Source organism: Ruegeria sp. AD11(2025), from assembly GCF_056542405.1.
The window spans coordinates 72884-90581 of record NZ_JBQFZU010000018.1 but is presented as its reverse complement, the minus strand read 5'-3'; the positions used below and the strand labels follow the sequence as shown (position 1 = coordinate 90581).

Genomic DNA, 17698 nt, shown 5'->3' with positions numbered 1-17698 from the left:
GCGACCCGCTACGACAGGTGCCCGAAGGTCTTCCTGTCAGCCATCGCCCTCGCAGCACTCGTCATCTATTGGCTATGAGTCCTGACCCTAGAAAGGTTGTAAATTGGACATTTTTTCTAAAACAGCGTATCCTTAAGAAATTATAAGAAGGTTGATAATCTATTGGAAATTATAGATGTTTTGGGATTCGAACAAAAGCCGATTTCTAAGTGCGGCAAAGCTAACGCTCTCTGTGCTCGCGAGCGTGTTTCTCTTGTTCCCTAATAGTGCTCGCGCACTTGAGATAAGTGTGATGGTGCCTCAAATCATTGACCCCGCTACCGAGCGATTCTTGTCGTCTTTGGAAAGTTCAAGTGCGTTAAAGGCTGATGATATCTCTATTATAAGAGTAACTTACGAAGAAGTCTCGGAGCCCAATCAAATTGCGCAAAGCCTTCTTGATCGAAAAACCGACATGGCTTTATTACCCGCTCTGCTCTTCCCAGGAATAGGAGAGGATCCAGGTTTAAACATTTCAACCCTGGCGTCTCAACCCGGTCTCACACGTTCTCCAGAAGAAACATTTTTACTTGAGGACTCAGTTTTCGGTGATGCTGTGGCAATGGAGTTGGGAGCAAAAGGTTTCGTTTTCTTGTCATTCTGGAACACAATTAATAGATCTTTGTGGTCGCCAAAAAGGTTCGGCGAAGGTGGGCTGAGCACATTGGAGGGTGCAAAAGTCCGAACATTCAGCGAGAGGTCAGAACAAACGCTTTTGCAGCTTTCCGTTGAGCCGATCTTTGGCCCTGGCGGATCAGTATTTGATGAACTTCGAGCGGGAAACATTGACGCTGCGGAATTGGCCTTCAACGCTGAGTTTTCGGAGCAGTTTCAGAGCGCATTTCGCGGTGGAAGTGTAGTTGCGAACACTGACCAAAGAAGTGGGTTTCTACTTGCCAATCTGGAGTTTTGGCTCAGCATCACAGAGGCTGAGCGGCAGGCCATCGACGAGGCTGTTGAAGAGTCGAAGACTTCGGCTAGAGAGGTTGTACAATCCGAATTCGAGACAGCTCGCGAGTTTGCTCTAAGCCAAGACATCCAGTTTCTTTCCGTTGAAGAACGCAGCAGAGAAGATGATCAAATTGTCTTGGCTGCAGTTTCTGCCTGGAACGAATTGTACGATGCAGAAGACGACTTCGTCGAAAACAAACTCGCTCAAGTTTGGGAAGCTGGGCAACTGCCTCGGCAAGAATTGGATGCGCCGACCAACCAAGCCGTTGGTCGGGTTTTTTTTGTCACTAATCGCAATGAAGAAGCACACTCTGATATTCGAAAGCGATTTGGAATTAGTCAACTTGCCGACGTGAAGTTGAAGTGCGGTGAGTTTGACTATGACCGTAGTCACCAACGCAGATTTGGTGAACCATACAGCGGTCCTGTGAACGTTATGGATGCCAATATTCTTGAAGGTACAGAAGCATGCGCCCAGATGTTTGCCGAGGTCGCTAGAAACTCCGATGAACAGGAGATCACTCTGTTTATCCACGGCTACAATACTTCTTTCAAAGAAGGGCTAGAGCGCGCAATCTCAATGGCTTTGGATCTAGAAATAGAAGATCCCGTAGTGTTGTGGAGTTGGCCTTCTGAGGGAACCAAGAGTGGATACATTCGAGATCTGAGGGCGACAGACTTCAACAACGCATTCACCCGAGGATTTGTGCGGAGCTTAGCGCGTCAGGGGATGGACTACGAGATGTCATTGATCGCCCACAGCATGGGTGGGACAGTGGGGCTGAAATTCTTGGAAGAATCAGCAAATAACAACTTTGAAATAACAAATTCCGTTTTTGTTGCGCCGGATGTTCCTCAAGCACAGTTTGGCAGCGAACTCAGAGAATACGTAAGTAATGGTGAATTGGTTAGTCTTTATTGCAATAGCTTTGATCGCCCTTTGAATGCATCCCGGTTGGTAAGCCGTGGCCTTCTCCCAGCTGGCCTAGCTGGAGAACATCTTTTTGTAATGAGTGGCCTTGATACTATAGACGTTTCAAGCCTCGACAACGAGTGGATTGGCAACAATCACACTCACGTTTTTGACATTGAAGAAGTCGCGCAAGACGCCAAAGTGCTACTACGTGAAAGGTCTAACGCATCAGAACGTAGTTTACCCAGCAACACGTTACGGGGATTAACTTACTACTATCTTCAATAGCCGCGCTTGGAAATCAAATATGAGAGAACGCGGCGTAGTTTACCTTATGATCAGTTATCTCAAATGCGCTACATAAATACTTGGATGAACGAGTTAGGACTCTGCTTCGCAGATTTGGATTTTTTGCTAAAAGCTATTGTGTGCTTTGGATTTGTTTTACTTGGTATAGTCAGAGCGAAAAGGACACCTTCACCTCGTTGCCGAAACAAGAGCTTGTTGAGGGGCTTCGGTTTGTCGGTTGCAGTCGTTATTCTTCTGCCAGCAGTGCCATTGATCTCCTATTTTTATAGGCCAGACATCCTTGATAGGGAGTTAATGTGGATTGCTGTATTGGTTGGATGGCTAGTATTCTTTTTGATTGGAAAAATGCTCTACTGCGTCGTATTATCATTCTCTGGAGCAAATAAAGCGTGAATATTGACATATTTGGTCGCTTGTTCGCCATGTGGTTCCTCCGTTTTCTTAACCAAAATGGCGGACGACTTCAGAGGGGGAGGATTAGGACCACAGCTCACGAATATCCAGTTGTTGGTGATTTTCACCCAGGTGCAATTTCCAAAGGCACAATACTTCCCCAAGTAGTCATCGGAAGCTCTTTGCCGTCTGCTTCCCCCTGAAAACCATGTGGCAGGTGAATGGCTGCGATGGCGTTGACAGAAACAGTTGTGCCAAGATCTAGCACCAGACGACGGCCGCTTACAGCCATATGTTTTGCGACTAACTGCGCACCGGTATCAAGATTTATTACTCCAGCACCGCTAGGAATATCGTGCCCGTCCGTTGAACCTGGCCTGTTGGGTTTGCGCTTAGGCTGTTACGCTGCTTGGGCAGCGTAACGCCAGGGGAGGAGCTCGTCGAGGCGTGTGATCTTATGATCGACGATTTGGGCGATGCCCGCCGCAAGCTGGCGCTTTGGCGCTACGACTACAACAATGTCAGACCGCACTCATCGCTCAGCAACAAGACGCCCGCAGAAGCGCGCCGGACGCTTGAGCAATTTGAGGGCTCCGCGCCCGACGCGCTTGCCCAAACCGAAACCGATGAATATGAAAACCAGACCCGCAGACTCTCGTTATGAATGAGGGACCATCGGGGGGCAGGTCAGTGCCAGATCCTCTCTTAGCTCAGGTGGCCATCTGTCCCAAAATCCCTGACGACGGACAGGGAGACCAGCTCCGATACTCCTCAATGTTCGTTTTGCAGGGTGTCATCTGGTGAAACAGTCTGCTCATTGTCAGATGTTGCTTCAATCTCCCGAAATGCCAACTCGGCGATCTTTCGAACCAGATACCAAACGCTGCTGCGGCGTGTGTGCCCCTTGATCCAGCCGGTCACATCCTTAGCCGGGATGTCGAGATGTGGGGCTTCATCTTCAAAAACTCGGACCTTGTTGTCAGAGATATTCGCAAGTCCGGACATGATTCCAGCTCGGGCTTCCGCGATTGGAGTACGGTTTACAAAAACAACAATTATGGAGCGTTTGCGACTTCGTGGACCAACCACCCGCTGCACCCGAACAACGGCCAGTCGTGAAATCTAGATCAGTGGCAGCCTTGAGCCCATAATACAAAATGCTTCTCGGCACACTAAGGTCTGTGATGCGCAGAAAGCTGACTTTGCAAAGCTGGGCGAAGTGTCTCTCGCAACGAATTTGAGCACACTGAGAAAGTATTCTAACAATCAGCCATCAATGGTGCACCACGTATTGGGTGTTTGGTTCGTCCATTTTCAACGCTGGTTGCGTTCGTCGACCGACACAGCCTCAAACGAAAAAGAAGGAAGTCGCTTAAGCTTGGCAACAGGTTAGATGCACAGTTTCCGAGTTCAGGCCAGGTCACGTCAGACCAAGGTCTGTGGTGCGATAGCAGATTGTAGTTCATAGTCGATTTCACGATGAGAGCGAAAGTAACTGACCTGACGATTGGCAATTGGTCGTTGTCGCGAGTGTTTCTTGCGGCCAGTATTTTCGTGATGGGTACTGCTACCGCAATCGTTGGGGTCTGGGTGTCAAATCGAATCCAGAACGCTGTCGTGCAAAACTCCGCCAACTCCGCAGCGCTGTATATGGAAAGCGTAGTATCCCCGCTCAGCCAGGAATTGGCACATGGCGACCGCCTTTCTGAGCAGGCGAGCCTGGCGCTGGACGAGATTTTTATGACCCAGCCAATGCGTGACCGCATTGTCTCCTACAAGTTCTGGAAGCAAGGCGGTGTGATTGCGCATGCCTCGGATACAGACATCATTGGAAGCCGTTTCAATCCAACGGATGACTTAAGGCGGGCGTGGAGCGGTGATATCTCCGGCTCGTTCGAAGAGCTTGATCATGCCGAGAGCGCCGCCGAGGCGGCATTGGGGATACCATTACTTGAAGTTTACAGCCCTATCCGCGAACTCTGGTCCGGTGAAATCATCGCAGTTGCGGAGTTCTACGAAAGAGCTGACCAGCTGGAGCTAGACATAGCCAAGGCCAGGCGAACAAGTTGGTTGGTCGTCGGTTCCGCATTTCTTGCAAGTACTATTGTTCTGTATTCCATTGTCGCAATCGGCGACAAAACAATTCGACGACAGGGGACTCTTCTTAAACGGCGCCTGAAAGAAAGTGAGAGGATGGCTGAGCAGAATGTCCAGCTGCGGTCGCGTGTTGTCGAGGCGTCGGAAAGATATGCCACGCAAACAGATCGGTTCCTCAAGAATCTTGGTGCCGAGCTACATGATGGTCCTGCGCAATACCTGTCGCTCGCCGCCCTTAGACTGGAGGCGGCGTTTTCCAAAGGTTCCGAACAGCCCAAGGAGGCAGAGGAAATTCAGCAGTCTCTGCAAAAGTCACTGGCTGAAATTCGTGCTATATCGCGAGGACTGTCCGCACCAGATATCGACAGCCTATCACTCGTCGATGTTGTGAAGAGAGCCGTAGAAGATCACTCGGAACACAGCCCGTTGCGACCCGATATTTCGTTTCAGGGCAGCCGAACTCCAGAGCTGTCATTGTCCGACAAACTATGTGTGTTTCGGTTCCTCCAGGAAACGCTTTCCAACGCCGCGAGATATGCCCCAGCTTCCAAGTGCACAGTTATCTCTGAGGTGCAGAACGACCGCATAGTCATAAAGGTCAAAGACGACGGACCTGGATTTGACAGGTCAGAAGAAACCGCGTTGCGAGACGATGGTGGCCAGGGGCTTATGGGCTTGCGAGATCGGGTCGAGAGTATTGGTGGCAGGTTCGAAGTCGCATCGAGACTGGGCGAAGGCACCACCATTGCTATGACACTGTTATTCAGAAAGATGAGTGCATCATGACAACATCTGTAATTATAGCGGATGATCATCCAATTTTCAGGGATGGATTGCAACGCACGTTGGATGAAGCTGATGGTTTTGAAGTTTTAGCTGCTGGGTCCAGCGCTGAAGAGGCAGTATCGCTGGTCGGCACGCATCAGCCAGACATAGTCATTCTTGACCTGTCGATGCCCGGTGGCGGGATAAGCGCGACACAAAAAATTGCGGCAATGGCAAACCCGCCCTTCATTGCAATCTTGACGGTCTCTGAGAACAGCAGCGATGTCGCGGACGCCTTGGAGGCGGGAGCGATTGGGTACATTGTGAAGGGAGTATCCGCGAGCGAACTAACCGCTTCCTTACGCAGCATCGCCGCAGGTGAAGGGTTCGTTTCTCCGGGCTTGGCGTCGCGTGTACTACTTCAAATCAACACTGACAGCGGCATCTCTAAGAACGGCAGCCTTCTCGATGACCTTACGCATCGTGAGGAAGAAATACTTCGACGTGTGGCCAAAGGTCTGAGTAATCGTGAAATAGCTGACGAGTTAGACCTTCAGGAAAAGACCGTGAAGCACTACATGACGGCAATACTGTCCAAGCTCCACGCGCGAAATCGGGTAGAGGCCGCGCTCATTGCCCATGATGTTTGGAATAAAGGAGGTTAACCACAGTCTTTTTGACGGAGATGGCGGCCCCTCACCAAAAGACGCCGCCAACGGATTATTGACTGGAGTTGTTGTTCAGTTGGCAACCGATTGTAACCTCCGGCGATCAGAGGCCGTTGCGTTTCTCTCAACGACTGTCCGGTTGTACGGGTCTTTCAACTCGTAGCGCCCAAACTCGATCTCCTCTTTCCACCCATTGGCATAGTTCACTTCGATATTATTGCCCTGGCGTTCGATTTTCGTGGGTCGACTTCCAGCAGTGCCGCCTTGCCCAGAAGTACGCACGTTGTCGATTGAGATACCATTCGCCAAAGACCGAAGCCTAGAGACGTCAGCACCGGTCGCGGGGCGTTCCTCAACAGTTCGGTTCTGAGCATTCTTTCTCTCATACCGCCCGTTTTCGATCTCCTCCTTGGTTCCGTCCGCGTAACGCACTTCAATGCCGTTAGCGTTTGTTTCGACCTTCGTTATCCCGGCCGAACCCGACGGTTTGCCCCCTGCTTGAGACCGATCCTTCTTTCCGCTGCCTCTATTGGAGCGTTTGGAGTCATCATCATCATCATCATCGTCGTCGCGACCACTTTTTCCTGACCCCGAATTGTCGTCACGGTCATCATCTCTGTCGTCGTCGCCATCATCGTCTCTATCATCATCGCGGTCGCCACCACGGCCGCTATTGCCAGACCCCGAGTTATCATCCCGGTCGTCGTCTCTATCATCATCCCGATCATCATCACGACCATCCCCGTCTTTCCCCTTGCCGCTTTTGGCAAAGGCATATGACGGTTCAAAATGTAGGCGACCATCAGCATCAAACGCTGGCACATAAGGCGTGGCCGCAATCAACGAAGCCAACGCCGCGGTACTAAAAAGTTGACCCAGCTTTCTTTGAATTTTCATTTTCGCCTCCAATTCTGATCGTCACGCTTCGCGACGTTGGAGACAGGTTACTATTGGTCCGGCTTTCCCACATCGGGCTTTGGTCTGATGAATTTCAAGCCGAACGTCTTAGCCAGATCAGTCAAACCGATAGTGTTTTTGCAGTGCTAATTGACAAGTTTAGTGGGAGTTAACCCCGACACCCTTCAACTCGTCATCAGGTTCGAGGTGAATGACAAAGACGGAACCCGGATACAAACGCTCCAATTCTTCCTCGATGTCATTGCATATATCGTGCGCGGCGCTGACTGGCATTGCGCCGTCCACAACAAGATGAAACTCCACGAAAATGACATTTGCGGATCTACGCCCTTTGAGGTCGTGGTATTCTAATGCTGCGCCGAGATTTGACTCGATAGCGTTAGAGACAATTTGCAAGTCATGGTCCGACAGGGTCACATCCATCAGGCCATCGACGGAGGCTCGAATAACTTTCCATCCCTCCCACAAGATGTTCAGTGCAACAAGAATTGCCAGGATCGGGTCGAGGATTAGCCAGCCAGTGACAAGGGCAAGTATCAGTCCCGCGACGACACCAACTGAAGTCATGACATCTGTGAAAACGTGCCTGGAGCTTGCCTCCAATGCAGGTGAACCCTCGCGCCTGCCGATTTTGAGCAATAGGTAGGCCCATGCGCCATTTACGCCCGTTGCAATGACATTGATGGCGATTCCAAGAAGTGGTGTATCCTCAAGATGCGGGTTTGGGAGCGCCAGCACAGCTTCTCTGATGATCAAGAACGCCGCCAGCACAATGAGTACGCCCTCGACGACAGCAGAAAGATACTCAGCTTTTTTGTGACCAAAGGGGTGGTTTTCATCAGGGGGCTTGTTTGCAACCCGAATTGCGAAATAGGCCAGCAGCGCCGCAACGACATTCACGGTTGATTCCATCGCGTCTGACAACAATGCCACCGAGCCTGTCAGCCACCAAGCCAGCAGTTTCAGGGTCAGTACCGCAATGGATATTGGAATAGACCAAAGAGCGATTTTTTGTGTCACTTGGCCACGACCTTCAATCAGTTATGAACAGATACTCGGGCGATTGCAAAGTTCCGGTGTTCAAAACGTAAAACAGTTGTTTGGTAAAAAGGAAATAAGCCTTACGGCTTCATATTTGCGACCGGCGACAACATATGGTTTTCGCTGCATGGCGCCAAACGACTGTTACTCCGATGGCAGCCCTGTCGATAACGCAGGTACAGTTTTGAGATAGGCAGCAATCGCCAAACGGTCCTCATCCGTGAGGCGGGATGTGTTCTCGATCACATCTACCATCTCACCACCTGCACTGTCATAATCCGGTGTGAAACCGGATTTTAGGTACTCGGCAATGTCAGCTTCGGACCAATCAAGCTGGTCTGAGGTCAGGCCGGGAATGCGACCTTTACCGTTTGGATTTGGAGCACCTGTAAGCCAGATATCGCGTTTCAGACCCCCTAAGCCGTTGCGCGGCGTATGGCATTCAGCGCAGTGGCCAAGCGCCTCCACCAAATACCGTCCATGTCTTTGTTGGTCGGTCAGATCACCTTCGATCACCCAGCCGGGCGACATGAACAAAAGCTTCCATCCACCCAAGCCGCGTCGAACGTTGAAGGGAAAGCCAACTTCATGGGCTGCGCTTTGGTCTGGTGACGCTGGAAGAGTGCCGAGGAACGCATGGAGCGAAACAACGTCCTCGGCCGACATGTTGGCGTAAGATGAATATGGGAAGGCTGGAAAATAGTGCTGCCCTTCGGGTCCGGTTCCATGTATCAGAGCATTGGCAAGATCCAGGGCAGACCAGGACCCAATACCAGCGTCCGGGTCACTGGAAATGTTGGGGGCAATGAACGTGCCGAACACCGTCTCAAACCGGCGACCTCCAGAGAGCATGAGCTTTTCTTCGCCAACCGCTTCCGGCGCTGCGTGGCAAGAGGCACATCCCGCTGCGTAGAAAACGACTTCACCTCTGGCGAGATCGGGAGTAATGCCTTCGAGACGAACCTGATCCACTCTTTGCGGTCGGGTCAGCAACAATCCAGCCAACCCAACCAAAAGAGCAGCGAAAGCGGTGAAAAGGAAAAACCGCTTCACAGCTATCTACCAATTAGTCTTTCGGCGCTCTGTACGCTTTGTGACATGCCGAACAGCTTCCACCCAGATCGCCCATCGCTGCTTTCAGGGCATCAACATCTTGTCCAGCTGCGGCCTGCATCGCAACAGCAGCGTCAGCCAAGGCCTGCCCCTTTGCACCAACGTCAAGGAAGTTTTCCCAGATTGCGGGCAAAGCACGTGTCGAGGGATCGGACACATTATCCGATCCCGGAGGCCACATCGCGGATTGGTCGATCTGCGTAAGAACAACAAGGTTATTCGCGGCCTTTGTTGCAGCCTCGGCATCATAGTCGATCTCTCCCTTAGCCATACCGCCAAGCGTACCAAGATTGAAGGCATAGAGCTGCATGATTGAGGTCCGAGCTTTCACAGCCGGATTTTCGCTTTCATGGGCAATGGCTGCGCCAATAACTGCTGCAGACAATAGGCCAGCCGCGACGACCGAGAATTTCTTCATCATGATGTCTCTCACTGTTGAATATGCTTAATTTTAACTTGAACGAATATTATTGTAATTGTTTGTTATTTGCCTTTTCTTGTTAATTTATGAACAATCAAAACTGGGATGATATTCGGTACGCACTAGCCGTAAGCAAATACGGTTCGTTGAACGCGGCGGCGACGGCCATGGGCGTAACGCACGCTACAGTCCTGCGCAGGGTGGCCGCATTCGAAGAGCGCAATGGCTGCGTGATTTTTCATAAAAGCCCGTCAGGATATTCCGTTCTCCCCGAAGCCAGAACAATTCTCTCGGCTATGGAAAACGTGGAAGATGCGGTGCTGTCAGTAGAGAGGGCAATTGTGGGGGCAAACCGCTCTCCAGCAGGTCATGTGCGTATCACGTCCACTGATAGTCTTTGTCAGATGGTTTTGCCTCAGATTGTGAATGAAATCTCCAAAGAGTACCCAAGTTTGGAGCTGACTCTGTTGAGTAGCAACAGTCACCATGATCTATCCCGGCTGACTGCGGATATTGCTGTGCGCCCATCGATAAAACTTGAAGACGGCTTGGTTGGAGAAAGATCAGGCGTATTGTCGTTCGGGGTTTACGATGATGGTTCCCCAAATCAAAAATGGTTGAGGCTTGATGGCGCGTTGAGCCGCTCTCTCCCTGCCAGGTGGCTAGAAGAAAACGTGGATGCTGAACAAACGACCAACGGAGCAGACAGTTTTTTGGTGCTTCAGCAGATGGCTGCGTCCGGAGTGGGCAAGACGTTTTTGCCTGAGTTCATTGGTGATGCTGACCCCCGTCTTCATAAGTCAAAAGGCACAAGTCCAGATCTGGTGGTTCCTCTTTGGGTGGTGACATTGGAGGAAATCGCGCAAACACCAAGGTTTGCCGTCGTGCAACGGGCTTTGGTTGAGCGCATAACCATGGCTCTGTCCAATTGAACTCATCAAAAAAGAGCAACCCGTGGCTAATTCGGCAGATCAACATCAGAGGCTTAGCATTTCAAGTGTCGCCGTATTCCTTGCAAGGCAACTATCGCAACTACCGTTTTTGCCTGCGAGCGGGCATTGAACGCAAGCACGCGAAGGCCCGCTAGTCAGACTTCGACGTGACGTGCGCAGCATGGTATGTAATTTTTGATGAGTAGGGCATCCCGCAGGGGAAAGGACACGCTATGAAGCCGAATGATAAGTCCCGCCGTAACCTTCTCAGCGGTATTGCAGGGCTAATGGGCATCAGTTCCTTGGGTGCAAAAGCCACTGCGGCTGTGCTTACACCAGGTGCCGCAGAAGGGCCATATTATCCGACGCCGGCCATGCGAACACCTGACATAGATAATGACCTCGTTAAGATCAGAGGGCGTGTTGAAGAAGCCGGTGGCGAAGTCTTTACACTGCGTGGGACGCTGACTGACACCGACGGACAACCCCTTGCCAGGCATCGCATCGAAATCTGGCAATGCGACATGGACGGTAACTATATGCACCCGCGCGACCGTCGCAGTTTTGGCTTTGATCAGGCCTTCCAAGGCTTTGGCCATAACGTAACTGACAACGGCGGGAACTACGTGTTTCGCACAATTAAGCCCACGATCTACCCAGGGCGCACACCACATATTCATGTGAAGGTGTTTGATGGAAATCGCGAACTGTTGACAACGCAGTTTTACATCAAAGGCCATCCGAACAATTCCCGCGATGGGTTGTTTAACCGTATGTCCGAGGCAGAGGCCAATGCAGTGTCTATGGAATTTGCGCAGGGTGCGACTGGTCTTGAAGCGATCATCAATGTTGTTGTCTAAAGAGGAAGCTTCAGTCCCAAAAGCCGGAATCGCAACGTCTTGTTGTGAATGTCCGCTTTGGGCTGGCCGCGGTCATCTGACCAAAACACTAGAATGACCGCTGCATGGCCTTCTCGATTGCTCACCTGGCAAAGGCATCCACTTCTGTAACTGATGGTTCGCGGGAAGCATCCAGCGGAACACGTCGGATACCTGCCGAACTGTCTTCAAAATCGATCTTTTTCAGATCAATCATTCGCACGTCTCGGTTCCAAGCCGTGTGGTAGTACATTCTCATGTTCGTAAGGTCAGAAGCTATCGTCCACTGCGTTGCGCTATAGATCAGAGTCTCCAGAGCGTCGGTTGCCGATGAACCCTCCGCAGCGGATGTCGGTACATTGAAGTTGTCCAATATGCGAAAGGCTTCGCGGACAGTATCAAACCCTCCTTCAGTCGGGCGGGCTGTCTGGGTGAACGCGACAGCGCGTACGAAGCGAGACGGAGGTGTAAAGTCGCCCGGCAAACCGATCATTCCGCTCCCAGCCCCCAAAGGTGCGAACTTGACGCCCTCCAGTTCAATCGAGGGGAGTGATATCGCCGAAAGGTTTAGGTAGTTGTTGAGGTTGGCAATGTGCCAGTCATAGTTAGGCGCATTTGTAACGACGCCCAGAGGGGCATCAAATATCGTCAGTTCGCCTTCTATGTATTGGATAACAACGGCGTCGCCTCCAGGCTCGGTCACCATATAATGCACAGGTGGCACGATGCCGATCATCGGGTCGACGACAGGTACGACCCGCACATCCGGCAATCCGGTTCGAATTTCATCTATCGAGGAGAATTGGGTCGCAAGGTAAAGTGCAACATCCGTGGAAGACATGGACTTCGAGGCGTCTTCCGGAATGTACTCTTGGTACTCCGTATATCCAGGCAAGTAAAACGTGCCGACCGTTAGCCCTCTCTCGTTCATGATGTCGCCCATGATGAGTTGGCCCATTCCCGAAGTGCCGGCTGCGCCAAATCTCGCGTTCCATTTAATACCATCCCGCCCGTCAGTCATTTTGGTCGCGCTTAGTTCAATGCCCCGTGGAATAACGACAAACTCGGCACCGAGGTCAAATGTGCCCCACTCCATCGTTCGTGCAAAAACGAGCGTGCCGTCTGCGCCCTTTAGAGAAATTCCGGTGCATGCATTGCTTGCGGTCGCACAGATGCAAAGACTTGCAATGACTACGTTTGTGAACCGATTTAAGTAATTCAGTAGGGACATATCTACCTCCCGATACCAATGGACTGTGTGACAACAGTGCCACAACAACTAACCTAGGAAAACAGCACCGTCGCAACTCTTGATCATTGCTAGTTCCCTCGATCTCTGCACTAATTCTCAAAAAAGCTCCGCTAAGGGCTGCCACCAGCCAATTATGATCATTGTTGAGAACGGCAACACTGAGCCCGTAAATTACATTCGTCCGAGCGCAATTAGTCGCCAACAGAGTTGTATACCGTTGCTCAAGGCCCGCGTTGTCTGCTGGCTCACCCTAGTTTTGGCGCAGTACGCTCTACGTGTTACACTTCTGCAATCAGAGTCTCTTAAGGGAGGAGGCGACGATGCAATTGCGCTTGTTCTGGCGATTTCACTTGCTTTTTTTGGTTGCATTCTTACCCGGCGCAGCTTCGGCTCAGGATTTGGTTTCCTTCGCTATCTCAGGCGACATGCCAGCCCTGAAAGAAGCTCTTCCCGAAGGTTCGCAACAAGACCCGGAAACGATAGCGAAGCCTCTTTACTTCGCGTCCCAGCGTGGGCAAGCGGAGGTGGTTAACCACCTTTTGTCAGTGGGCGCTGAACCAGATTCTGAGACGGATATGGGCACTGCGTTGGGGGTCGCCGCCCGCAATAACCACACCGAAATTGTCGCGGCACTGTTAGCAGCCGGTGCTGATCCAAACCTTCGCGGAGGTGAATATAAGTCTATGGCGCTCCACCAGGCGGCCGAGCGCGGGTCAATCGAAGCCGCCCGCATGTTGTTAGAAAACGGCGCCGACATTAACGCGCAGGATCGTTTTGGCTGGCCTCCAATTCAGTTTGCGGGGACGAAGGGTCGAACCGAGATGGTCACGTTTTTGAGGGAGATGGGCGCAGGCCCAGTAGCGGTAGACACTCTGAAACCGGGCGAAATTGAAGCGGCCGATCTTGAGGAAGGCCGTCTGTTGGCTTTCGAGTGCGGCGGATGTCATGGCATGACGCCTGGTGAAGTTGGCGCGGGTCAGCATCCTGGCCCCAACCTTGTCGGCGTTGTCGGGAGGGCCAAAGCATCAGTCGAGGGCTTTCCTTTTTCTGATGAGATGCAGACCCAGACTGGATACTGGACACCCGATGAATTGAACGTTTTTCTGGCCGATCCATTCAACATCGTTCCCGGAACCGACATGACTCGTGGCAGTCAACCTGATCGATCAGCTCGGATCGCCATAATCGCCTATCTCACCCAACTTACACCCTAGCAATGGGTGTACGGCTGCTTTGTTCACGGGCTGGTATTGCCAAGCTCAGTTGAGAATGTCAGCTTCGGACTGCGAGCGCAATTTCTGAGGTCTAGCGAATTTGTTGATCGCTGAAATATCTGCCTTTGGAGGTCGGTTGGGCCTCTGAGGCTGAAGACACGCAGACACGCCAACAGCTTGTGTTACAACTGCCTAGCTTAGGGGCTTGAAGCCTAGTGCTAACCGGTGCAATTGACATCAAACGCGGCAGCGCGCTTGGCTTCTTTTTTGAAGAATAGGTATGTCGGCCAGAACTGCAAATGCCATTGACCTCGCTCGCATCCGGGATGGCACCCAGTGTTGAGACCATAGGCCTGCCGCCTTTACGCAACTCCCGCAATCTCAAAGCCAGGAAGTTATCCCAATCTCGCTGCGCTTGTCTTTTTAACTTCAAGCGGGCTTCACCCTGCAAGTCTGCGAACCAGAGCGTGCCTTTTGAAGAGATAGTCTTTGCACAAACGCTCTCTGTCTCAACTCGCATTAAATTTGCGACGCAAATACTCAGTCAAGGCTGTTACGCGCCGAGGTTGGGCCCGGCTGGGTGGAAGCATCATTTGCAAAGGTTTCGGCGGTGGGAGGAACTCGCGCAAGACAGAAACAAGTCTGCCAGATCGAACATCGTCGCCGACGTCAAGTTCCGACTTCAAGACGACCCCATGACCTGCAATCGCCCAATCGCGGATTAGTGAACCATCATTGACTATTCGATTTCCCTTTACCGATACGCGCTTGGCACTTGGTCCTGATCCAAACTCCCAAACATTGTCGATCATGTCTCCAAACCTCATGACCAAGCAGTTGTGGTTTAATAGGTCTTCTGGTTTTTCGGGCGTTCCGAATGAGGCCAGGTAACCCGGGGACGCACATACAAACCGTTGGTAGCTTCCTAGGTTTCGCAATCTGAGCGAGCTGTCTGTGATGTTGCCGAAGCGAACGGCGAGGTCAAAACCCTGGCCAACAAGGTCGACGTAGCCGTCTGAGAGGGACAACTCGATTGAGACGGCAGGGTTATCTTCGGTGAATTCGGCAATAACTTCGGAAACAAAGCTCCGTCCCAAGTCGATAGGCGCGCTTATGCGAATTGGACCAGATAGAGTTTCGGCGCCGTGCCGTACAAGTGTGTCCAGGTCCGCAACCTCGCTAAGTACGCTTTTTGCGCCATCAGCTAGTACCCGGCCTTCTTCGGTCAGGCTAATGGAACGGGTGGTGCGGTTGAACAAAACCACACCGTAATGTGCTTCCAGAGCCGCGAGCCGCTCGGATACTGTCGTGCTCGACATCCCAGTCTCTCGCGCCGCTGCCACAAGGCTGCCTTTCTCGGCGATGGTCAGAAACAAGCGAAGATTGTTTAGAAGCATTAAACGGAATTTCCGGATTATATGTTCAATCCTGCCCTGTTTATCCCGAAAGCACTGCGGCGTAAATCTAGCGCATCGCTCATGAAAACAAGGGACCTATTCCAATGGCCAAGCTGACGATCGTCGCCAACATCAAAGCCAACCCCGAAAAGATTGACCTCGTAAAGGCTGAGCTTATCAAGCTCATCGACATAACCCGTGCCGAAGAGGGTTGCATAAATTATGATCTGCATCAGGACAACGACAACCCGGCTCATTTCGTGTTCTACGAAAACTGGGAAAGCCGAGAGCTTTGGCAGACCCACATGGGTGCTCAGCATCTGACTGCGTACCTGGAAGCAACAGAGGGCGCAGTTGCAGAATTCACGTTGAATGAGATGACCATCATCGGTTGATTAAAAACCGGACAAAGGAGCACGTTATGAAAGCCGTGGGATACCGCCAGACAGGATCGATTGATCGGGCAGACGCGTTAATCGATTTCGAGACCGATAAACCTACACCGAAGGGGCACGACTTGTTGGTGAAGGTGCAGGCCGTGTCAGTGAACCCGGTCGATACGAAAATTCGGCAAAAACGTGCTCCTGAAGGCCCGTCACCTGAAATTTTGGGGTGGGACGCCGTAGGGGTCGTCGAGGCCGTTGGCGAATTGGTTAAGACTTTCAGTCCGGGCGATACTGTTTGGTACGCCGGGGCGATCAACCGATCGGGAACCAATGCTGAGTTTCATCTGGTGGATGAGCGTATCGTCGGAGCCGCGCCAAAATCCATAACTGCGGCAGCGGCTGCGGCGATGCCGCTCACGACGCTTACTGCGTACGAGATGCTGTTCGACCGCTTGCGAGTCCAAAATGCCGTTTCCGGCGGGTCCAATACGCTGCTGGTCATAGGTGGCGCAGGTGGTGTCGGGTCAATCACCATTCAATTGGCGCGGGCTCTCACTGACTTGACGGTGATTGCCACCGCATCCCGTACCGAGACACAAGAGTGGGTTCGAGAGTTGGGCGCACACCATGTCATCAACCATGCGGAACCATTTGGCACACAGCTTGGGGCTCTCGGTGTCGAAAACGTGGATTTCATCTATTCAACGAACCATTCCCAGCTATATGCGTCTCAGGCTGGAGAGGTGATGACACCCCAAGGTCGTTTTGGGTTGATCGACGATCCTGAGAAATTTGACATCGCGCCGTTCAAACCCAAGTCGATCTCCGTGCATTGGGAGTTCATGTTCACTCGGTCGCTTTTTGGGACTGGAGATATAAACCGTCAAAGCGAAATCCTGAATCAGGTTGCCGGGTTGATAGATGTTGGAAAGATAAGATCCACGGCAACCGAAACACTTGGTAAGATCAATGCAACAAACTTAATGAAAGCGCATGCTATCCTTGAAAGCGGCAAAGCCAAAGGAAAGCTCGTGCTTGAGGGTTTCTAGATGAGAATCGAACGGCTGGATCATGTGAACATCGTGACAACTAAGTTGTCTGACATGGTTACTTGGTATGAAAAGGTCCTGGGTTTGAAACTCGGGGCCCGCCCTGATTTTCCGTTTCCCGGAGCTTGGTTGTATGCAGGTGATCACGCCGTGGTCCACCTTGTGGGTCAGGAAGGAACGCCTAATGTCGGCTCCGAAGTACAGCTCAAGCTCGAGCATTTTGCGCTCTCAGCCACGGGGTTGGGTGCATTCGAGGAAAAACTGACCTCATGTCAGATCCAGTATCGCAAAACTAACGTCCCGGGGTCCCGCATGGTCCAAATCCATGTGGCCGATCCTGATGGAAATCATATTCATATCGACTTCGAAGAAATCGAGTAAGTGGCAAACCCTCGAAACAGTCGGAACGCAAAACCAAGCTGGTAACTTCTTGCCGATTGGTGATCGAGGTCCTTGCCGGGTTGCTTCCAAAAATTACACGGGCCAACACTTTTGGGCGGTGCAAACGTCGATTTGGAGATCAGCATGCCGGACATCGAAACAAACAAGAAAAACGTCATCGCTTTCTACGAAATGATGTTCAACGAGTGTCGACCTGCCGAGGCCATAGCGACCTTTGTTGGTGAAACCTATACGCAGCACAATCCGCATGTTGGCGACGGCAAGCAAGCGTTTGTCGAATATTTTGAGCGCATGGCCGCCGAATACCCGGGAAAGCGCGTGGACATCAAACGTGCGTTTTCTGAAGACGACCACGTTGTTCTGCATTGCCATCAGATCTGGCCAGATGGTCTCGAGTACGCAGGGATCGATATCTTTCGCCTCGACGCTCAAGGTAAGATTGTCGAACATTGGGACGTTCTTCAGGAAGTCCCCGCGAAGAGCGAGAATGACAATGGTATGTTTTGACCTAATCGATCTAGATATCGATCTAGATACGGAGCATGGAACTTCGAAAGAGC

General features: G+C 51.6%; 17 protein-coding genes and 1 pseudogene. 11 read left to right on the top strand and 7 right to left on the bottom strand.

The features are described 5' to 3' along the window. Positions 1–292 precede the first annotated feature (292 nt). Together ACR1XY_RS16895 and ACR1XY_RS16890 are read left to right on the top strand one after the other, a co-directional pair. Positions 293–2191: an alpha/beta hydrolase gene (locus ACR1XY_RS16895; RefSeq protein ID WP_480594786.1), complete on the top strand. Its 1899-nt coding sequence runs from the start codon at positions 293–295 to the stop codon at positions 2189–2191. Between the two features lie 871 nt (positions 2192–3062). Beyond that, positions 3063–3269 (top strand): annotated as a pseudogene (locus ACR1XY_RS16890) (integrase core domain-containing protein); the annotation flags it as partial. Positions 3270–3376: 107 nt separating this feature from the next. Here ACR1XY_RS16890 and ACR1XY_RS16885 read toward each other — a convergent pair. Then, positions 3377–3610 carry a hypothetical protein gene (locus ACR1XY_RS16885; protein WP_480594783.1) on the bottom strand — a complete coding sequence of 78 codons (234 nt, stop codon included), beginning with the start codon at positions 3608–3610 and terminating at the stop codon, positions 3377–3379. A gap of 474 nt (positions 3611–4084) precedes the next feature. On the opposite strand from ACR1XY_RS16885, the gene ACR1XY_RS16880 reads away from it, so the two are divergent. Both ACR1XY_RS16880 and ACR1XY_RS16875 read left to right on the top strand, forming a co-directional pair. Continuing rightward, entirely contained in the window at positions 4085–5488 is a 1404-nt protein-coding gene (locus ACR1XY_RS16880; protein ID WP_480594782.1) for a sensor histidine kinase, read from the top strand. Further along, positions 5485–6132 carry a response regulator gene (locus ACR1XY_RS16875; RefSeq protein WP_480594780.1) on the top strand — a complete coding sequence of 216 codons (648 nt, stop codon included), beginning with the start codon at positions 5485–5487 and terminating at the stop codon, positions 6130–6132. Before ACR1XY_RS16880 ends, ACR1XY_RS16875 begins: the two co-directional genes overlap by 4 nt. Positions 6133–6207: 75 nt before the next feature. Here ACR1XY_RS16875 and ACR1XY_RS16870 read toward each other — a convergent pair whose 3' ends face one another. From ACR1XY_RS16870 to ACR1XY_RS16855, 4 genes are all read right to left on the bottom strand, one after another. Next, positions 6208–7032, bottom strand: coding sequence for a hypothetical protein (locus tag ACR1XY_RS16870; protein ID WP_480594779.1), 825 nt, complete (start codon positions 7030–7032; stop codon positions 6208–6210). 159 nt (positions 7033–7191) lie between these two features. Then, a complete protein-coding gene (locus tag ACR1XY_RS16865; protein WP_480594778.1) occupies positions 7192–8073 on the bottom strand; it encodes a cation diffusion facilitator family transporter in 882 nt (293 codons plus the stop codon). A gap of 165 nt (positions 8074–8238) precedes the next feature. Further along, positions 8239–9147, bottom strand: coding sequence for a cytochrome c (locus tag ACR1XY_RS16860; RefSeq protein ID WP_480594777.1), 909 nt, complete (start codon positions 9145–9147; stop codon positions 8239–8241). A 13-nt stretch (positions 9148–9160) separates the two neighbouring features. Next, on the bottom strand, positions 9161–9628 hold the full coding sequence (locus tag ACR1XY_RS16855; protein WP_480594776.1) for a c-type cytochrome: 468 nt from the start codon (positions 9626–9628) through the stop codon (positions 9161–9163). An 86-nt stretch (positions 9629–9714) separates the two neighbouring features. Between ACR1XY_RS16855 and ACR1XY_RS16850 the strand changes: the two genes are divergently transcribed. Both ACR1XY_RS16850 and ACR1XY_RS16845 read left to right on the top strand, forming a co-directional pair. Continuing rightward, entirely contained in the window at positions 9715–10560 is an 846-nt protein-coding gene (locus ACR1XY_RS16850; protein WP_480594775.1) for a LysR family transcriptional regulator, read from the top strand. A 233-nt stretch (positions 10561–10793) separates the two neighbouring features. Then, positions 10794–11420 carry a dioxygenase family protein gene (locus ACR1XY_RS16845; RefSeq protein WP_480594774.1) on the top strand — a complete coding sequence of 209 codons (627 nt, stop codon included), beginning with the start codon at positions 10794–10796 and terminating at the stop codon, positions 11418–11420. 121 nt (positions 11421–11541) lie between these two features. Here ACR1XY_RS16845 and ACR1XY_RS16840 read toward each other — a convergent pair whose 3' ends face one another. After that, positions 11542–12669 (bottom strand): linear amide C-N hydrolase, encoded by a 1128-nt coding sequence (locus ACR1XY_RS16840; RefSeq protein WP_480594773.1) that lies wholly within the window; start codon positions 12667–12669, stop codon positions 11542–11544. A gap of 341 nt (positions 12670–13010) precedes the next feature. Here ACR1XY_RS16840 and ACR1XY_RS16835 point away from each other — a divergent pair, with 341 nt between their 5' ends. Next, entirely contained in the window at positions 13011–13904 is an 894-nt protein-coding gene (locus ACR1XY_RS16835; protein WP_480594772.1) for an ankyrin repeat domain-containing protein, read from the top strand. 509 nt (positions 13905–14413) lie between these two features. On the opposite strand, the gene ACR1XY_RS16830 is transcribed toward ACR1XY_RS16835, so the two are convergent. Next, a complete protein-coding gene (locus tag ACR1XY_RS16830; protein ID WP_480594771.1) occupies positions 14414–15301 on the bottom strand; it encodes a LysR family transcriptional regulator in 888 nt (295 codons plus the stop codon). Between the two features lie 104 nt (positions 15302–15405). On the opposite strand from ACR1XY_RS16830, the gene ACR1XY_RS16825 reads away from it, so the two are divergent. The 4 genes from ACR1XY_RS16825 to ACR1XY_RS16810 all read left to right on the top strand — a co-directional run bounded on the left by ACR1XY_RS16825 (position 15406) and on the right by ACR1XY_RS16810 (position 17645). After that, positions 15406–15696, top strand: a complete 291-nt coding sequence (locus tag ACR1XY_RS16825; RefSeq protein WP_480594770.1) for a putative quinol monooxygenase — start codon at positions 15406–15408, stop codon at positions 15694–15696. Between the two features lie 26 nt (positions 15697–15722). After that, a complete protein-coding gene (locus ACR1XY_RS16820; protein WP_480594769.1) occupies positions 15723–16736 on the top strand; it encodes a zinc-binding alcohol dehydrogenase family protein in 1014 nt (337 codons plus the stop codon). Further along, complete coding sequence (locus ACR1XY_RS16815) at positions 16737–17117, top strand: VOC family protein (RefSeq protein WP_480594768.1); 381 nt, start codon at positions 16737–16739, stop codon at positions 17115–17117. A 144-nt stretch (positions 17118–17261) separates the two neighbouring features. Beyond that, positions 17262–17645, top strand: coding sequence for a nuclear transport factor 2 family protein (locus tag ACR1XY_RS16810; RefSeq protein ID WP_480594767.1), 384 nt, complete (start codon positions 17262–17264; stop codon positions 17643–17645). Positions 17646–17698: the final 53 nt, after the last annotated feature.

What these genes read in the sequence shown, in the direction of transcription:
- ACR1XY_RS16815 (WP_480594768.1), top strand. Translation starts at nt 16,737, where the DNA reads ATGAGAATCGAACGGCTGGATCATGTGAACATCGTGACAACTAAGTTG.
- ACR1XY_RS16855 (WP_480594776.1), bottom strand. Translation starts at nt 9,628, where the DNA reads ATGATGAAGAAATTCTCGGTCGTCGCGGCTGGCCTATTGTCTGCAGCA.
- ACR1XY_RS16885 (WP_480594783.1), bottom strand. Translation starts at nt 3,610, where the DNA reads ATGTCCGGACTTGCGAATATCTCTGACAACAAGGTCCGAGTTTTTGAA.
- ACR1XY_RS16870 (WP_480594779.1), bottom strand. Translation starts at nt 7,032, where the DNA reads ATGAAAATTCAAAGAAAGCTGGGTCAACTTTTTAGTACCGCGGCGTTG.
- ACR1XY_RS16880 (WP_480594782.1), top strand. Translation starts at nt 4,085, where the DNA reads ATGAGAGCGAAAGTAACTGACCTGACGATTGGCAATTGGTCGTTGTCG.
- ACR1XY_RS16810 (WP_480594767.1), top strand. Translation starts at nt 17,262, where the DNA reads ATGCCGGACATCGAAACAAACAAGAAAAACGTCATCGCTTTCTACGAA.
- ACR1XY_RS16820 (WP_480594769.1), top strand. Translation starts at nt 15,723, where the DNA reads ATGAAAGCCGTGGGATACCGCCAGACAGGATCGATTGATCGGGCAGAC.
- ACR1XY_RS16850 (WP_480594775.1), top strand. Translation starts at nt 9,715, where the DNA reads ATGAACAATCAAAACTGGGATGATATTCGGTACGCACTAGCCGTAAGC.
- ACR1XY_RS16835 (WP_480594772.1), top strand. Translation starts at nt 13,011, where the DNA reads ATGCAATTGCGCTTGTTCTGGCGATTTCACTTGCTTTTTTTGGTTGCA.
- ACR1XY_RS16840 (WP_480594773.1), bottom strand. Translation starts at nt 12,669, where the DNA reads ATGTCCCTACTGAATTACTTAAATCGGTTCACAAACGTAGTCATTGCA.
- ACR1XY_RS16875 (WP_480594780.1), top strand. Translation starts at nt 5,485, where the DNA reads ATGACAACATCTGTAATTATAGCGGATGATCATCCAATTTTCAGGGAT.
- ACR1XY_RS16830 (WP_480594771.1), bottom strand. Translation starts at nt 15,301, where the DNA reads ATGCTTCTAAACAATCTTCGCTTGTTTCTGACCATCGCCGAGAAAGGC.
- ACR1XY_RS16825 (WP_480594770.1), top strand. Translation starts at nt 15,406, where the DNA reads ATGGCCAAGCTGACGATCGTCGCCAACATCAAAGCCAACCCCGAAAAG.
- ACR1XY_RS16845 (WP_480594774.1), top strand. Translation starts at nt 10,794, where the DNA reads ATGAAGCCGAATGATAAGTCCCGCCGTAACCTTCTCAGCGGTATTGCA.
- ACR1XY_RS16895 (WP_480594786.1), top strand. Translation starts at nt 293, where the DNA reads ATGGTGCCTCAAATCATTGACCCCGCTACCGAGCGATTCTTGTCGTCT.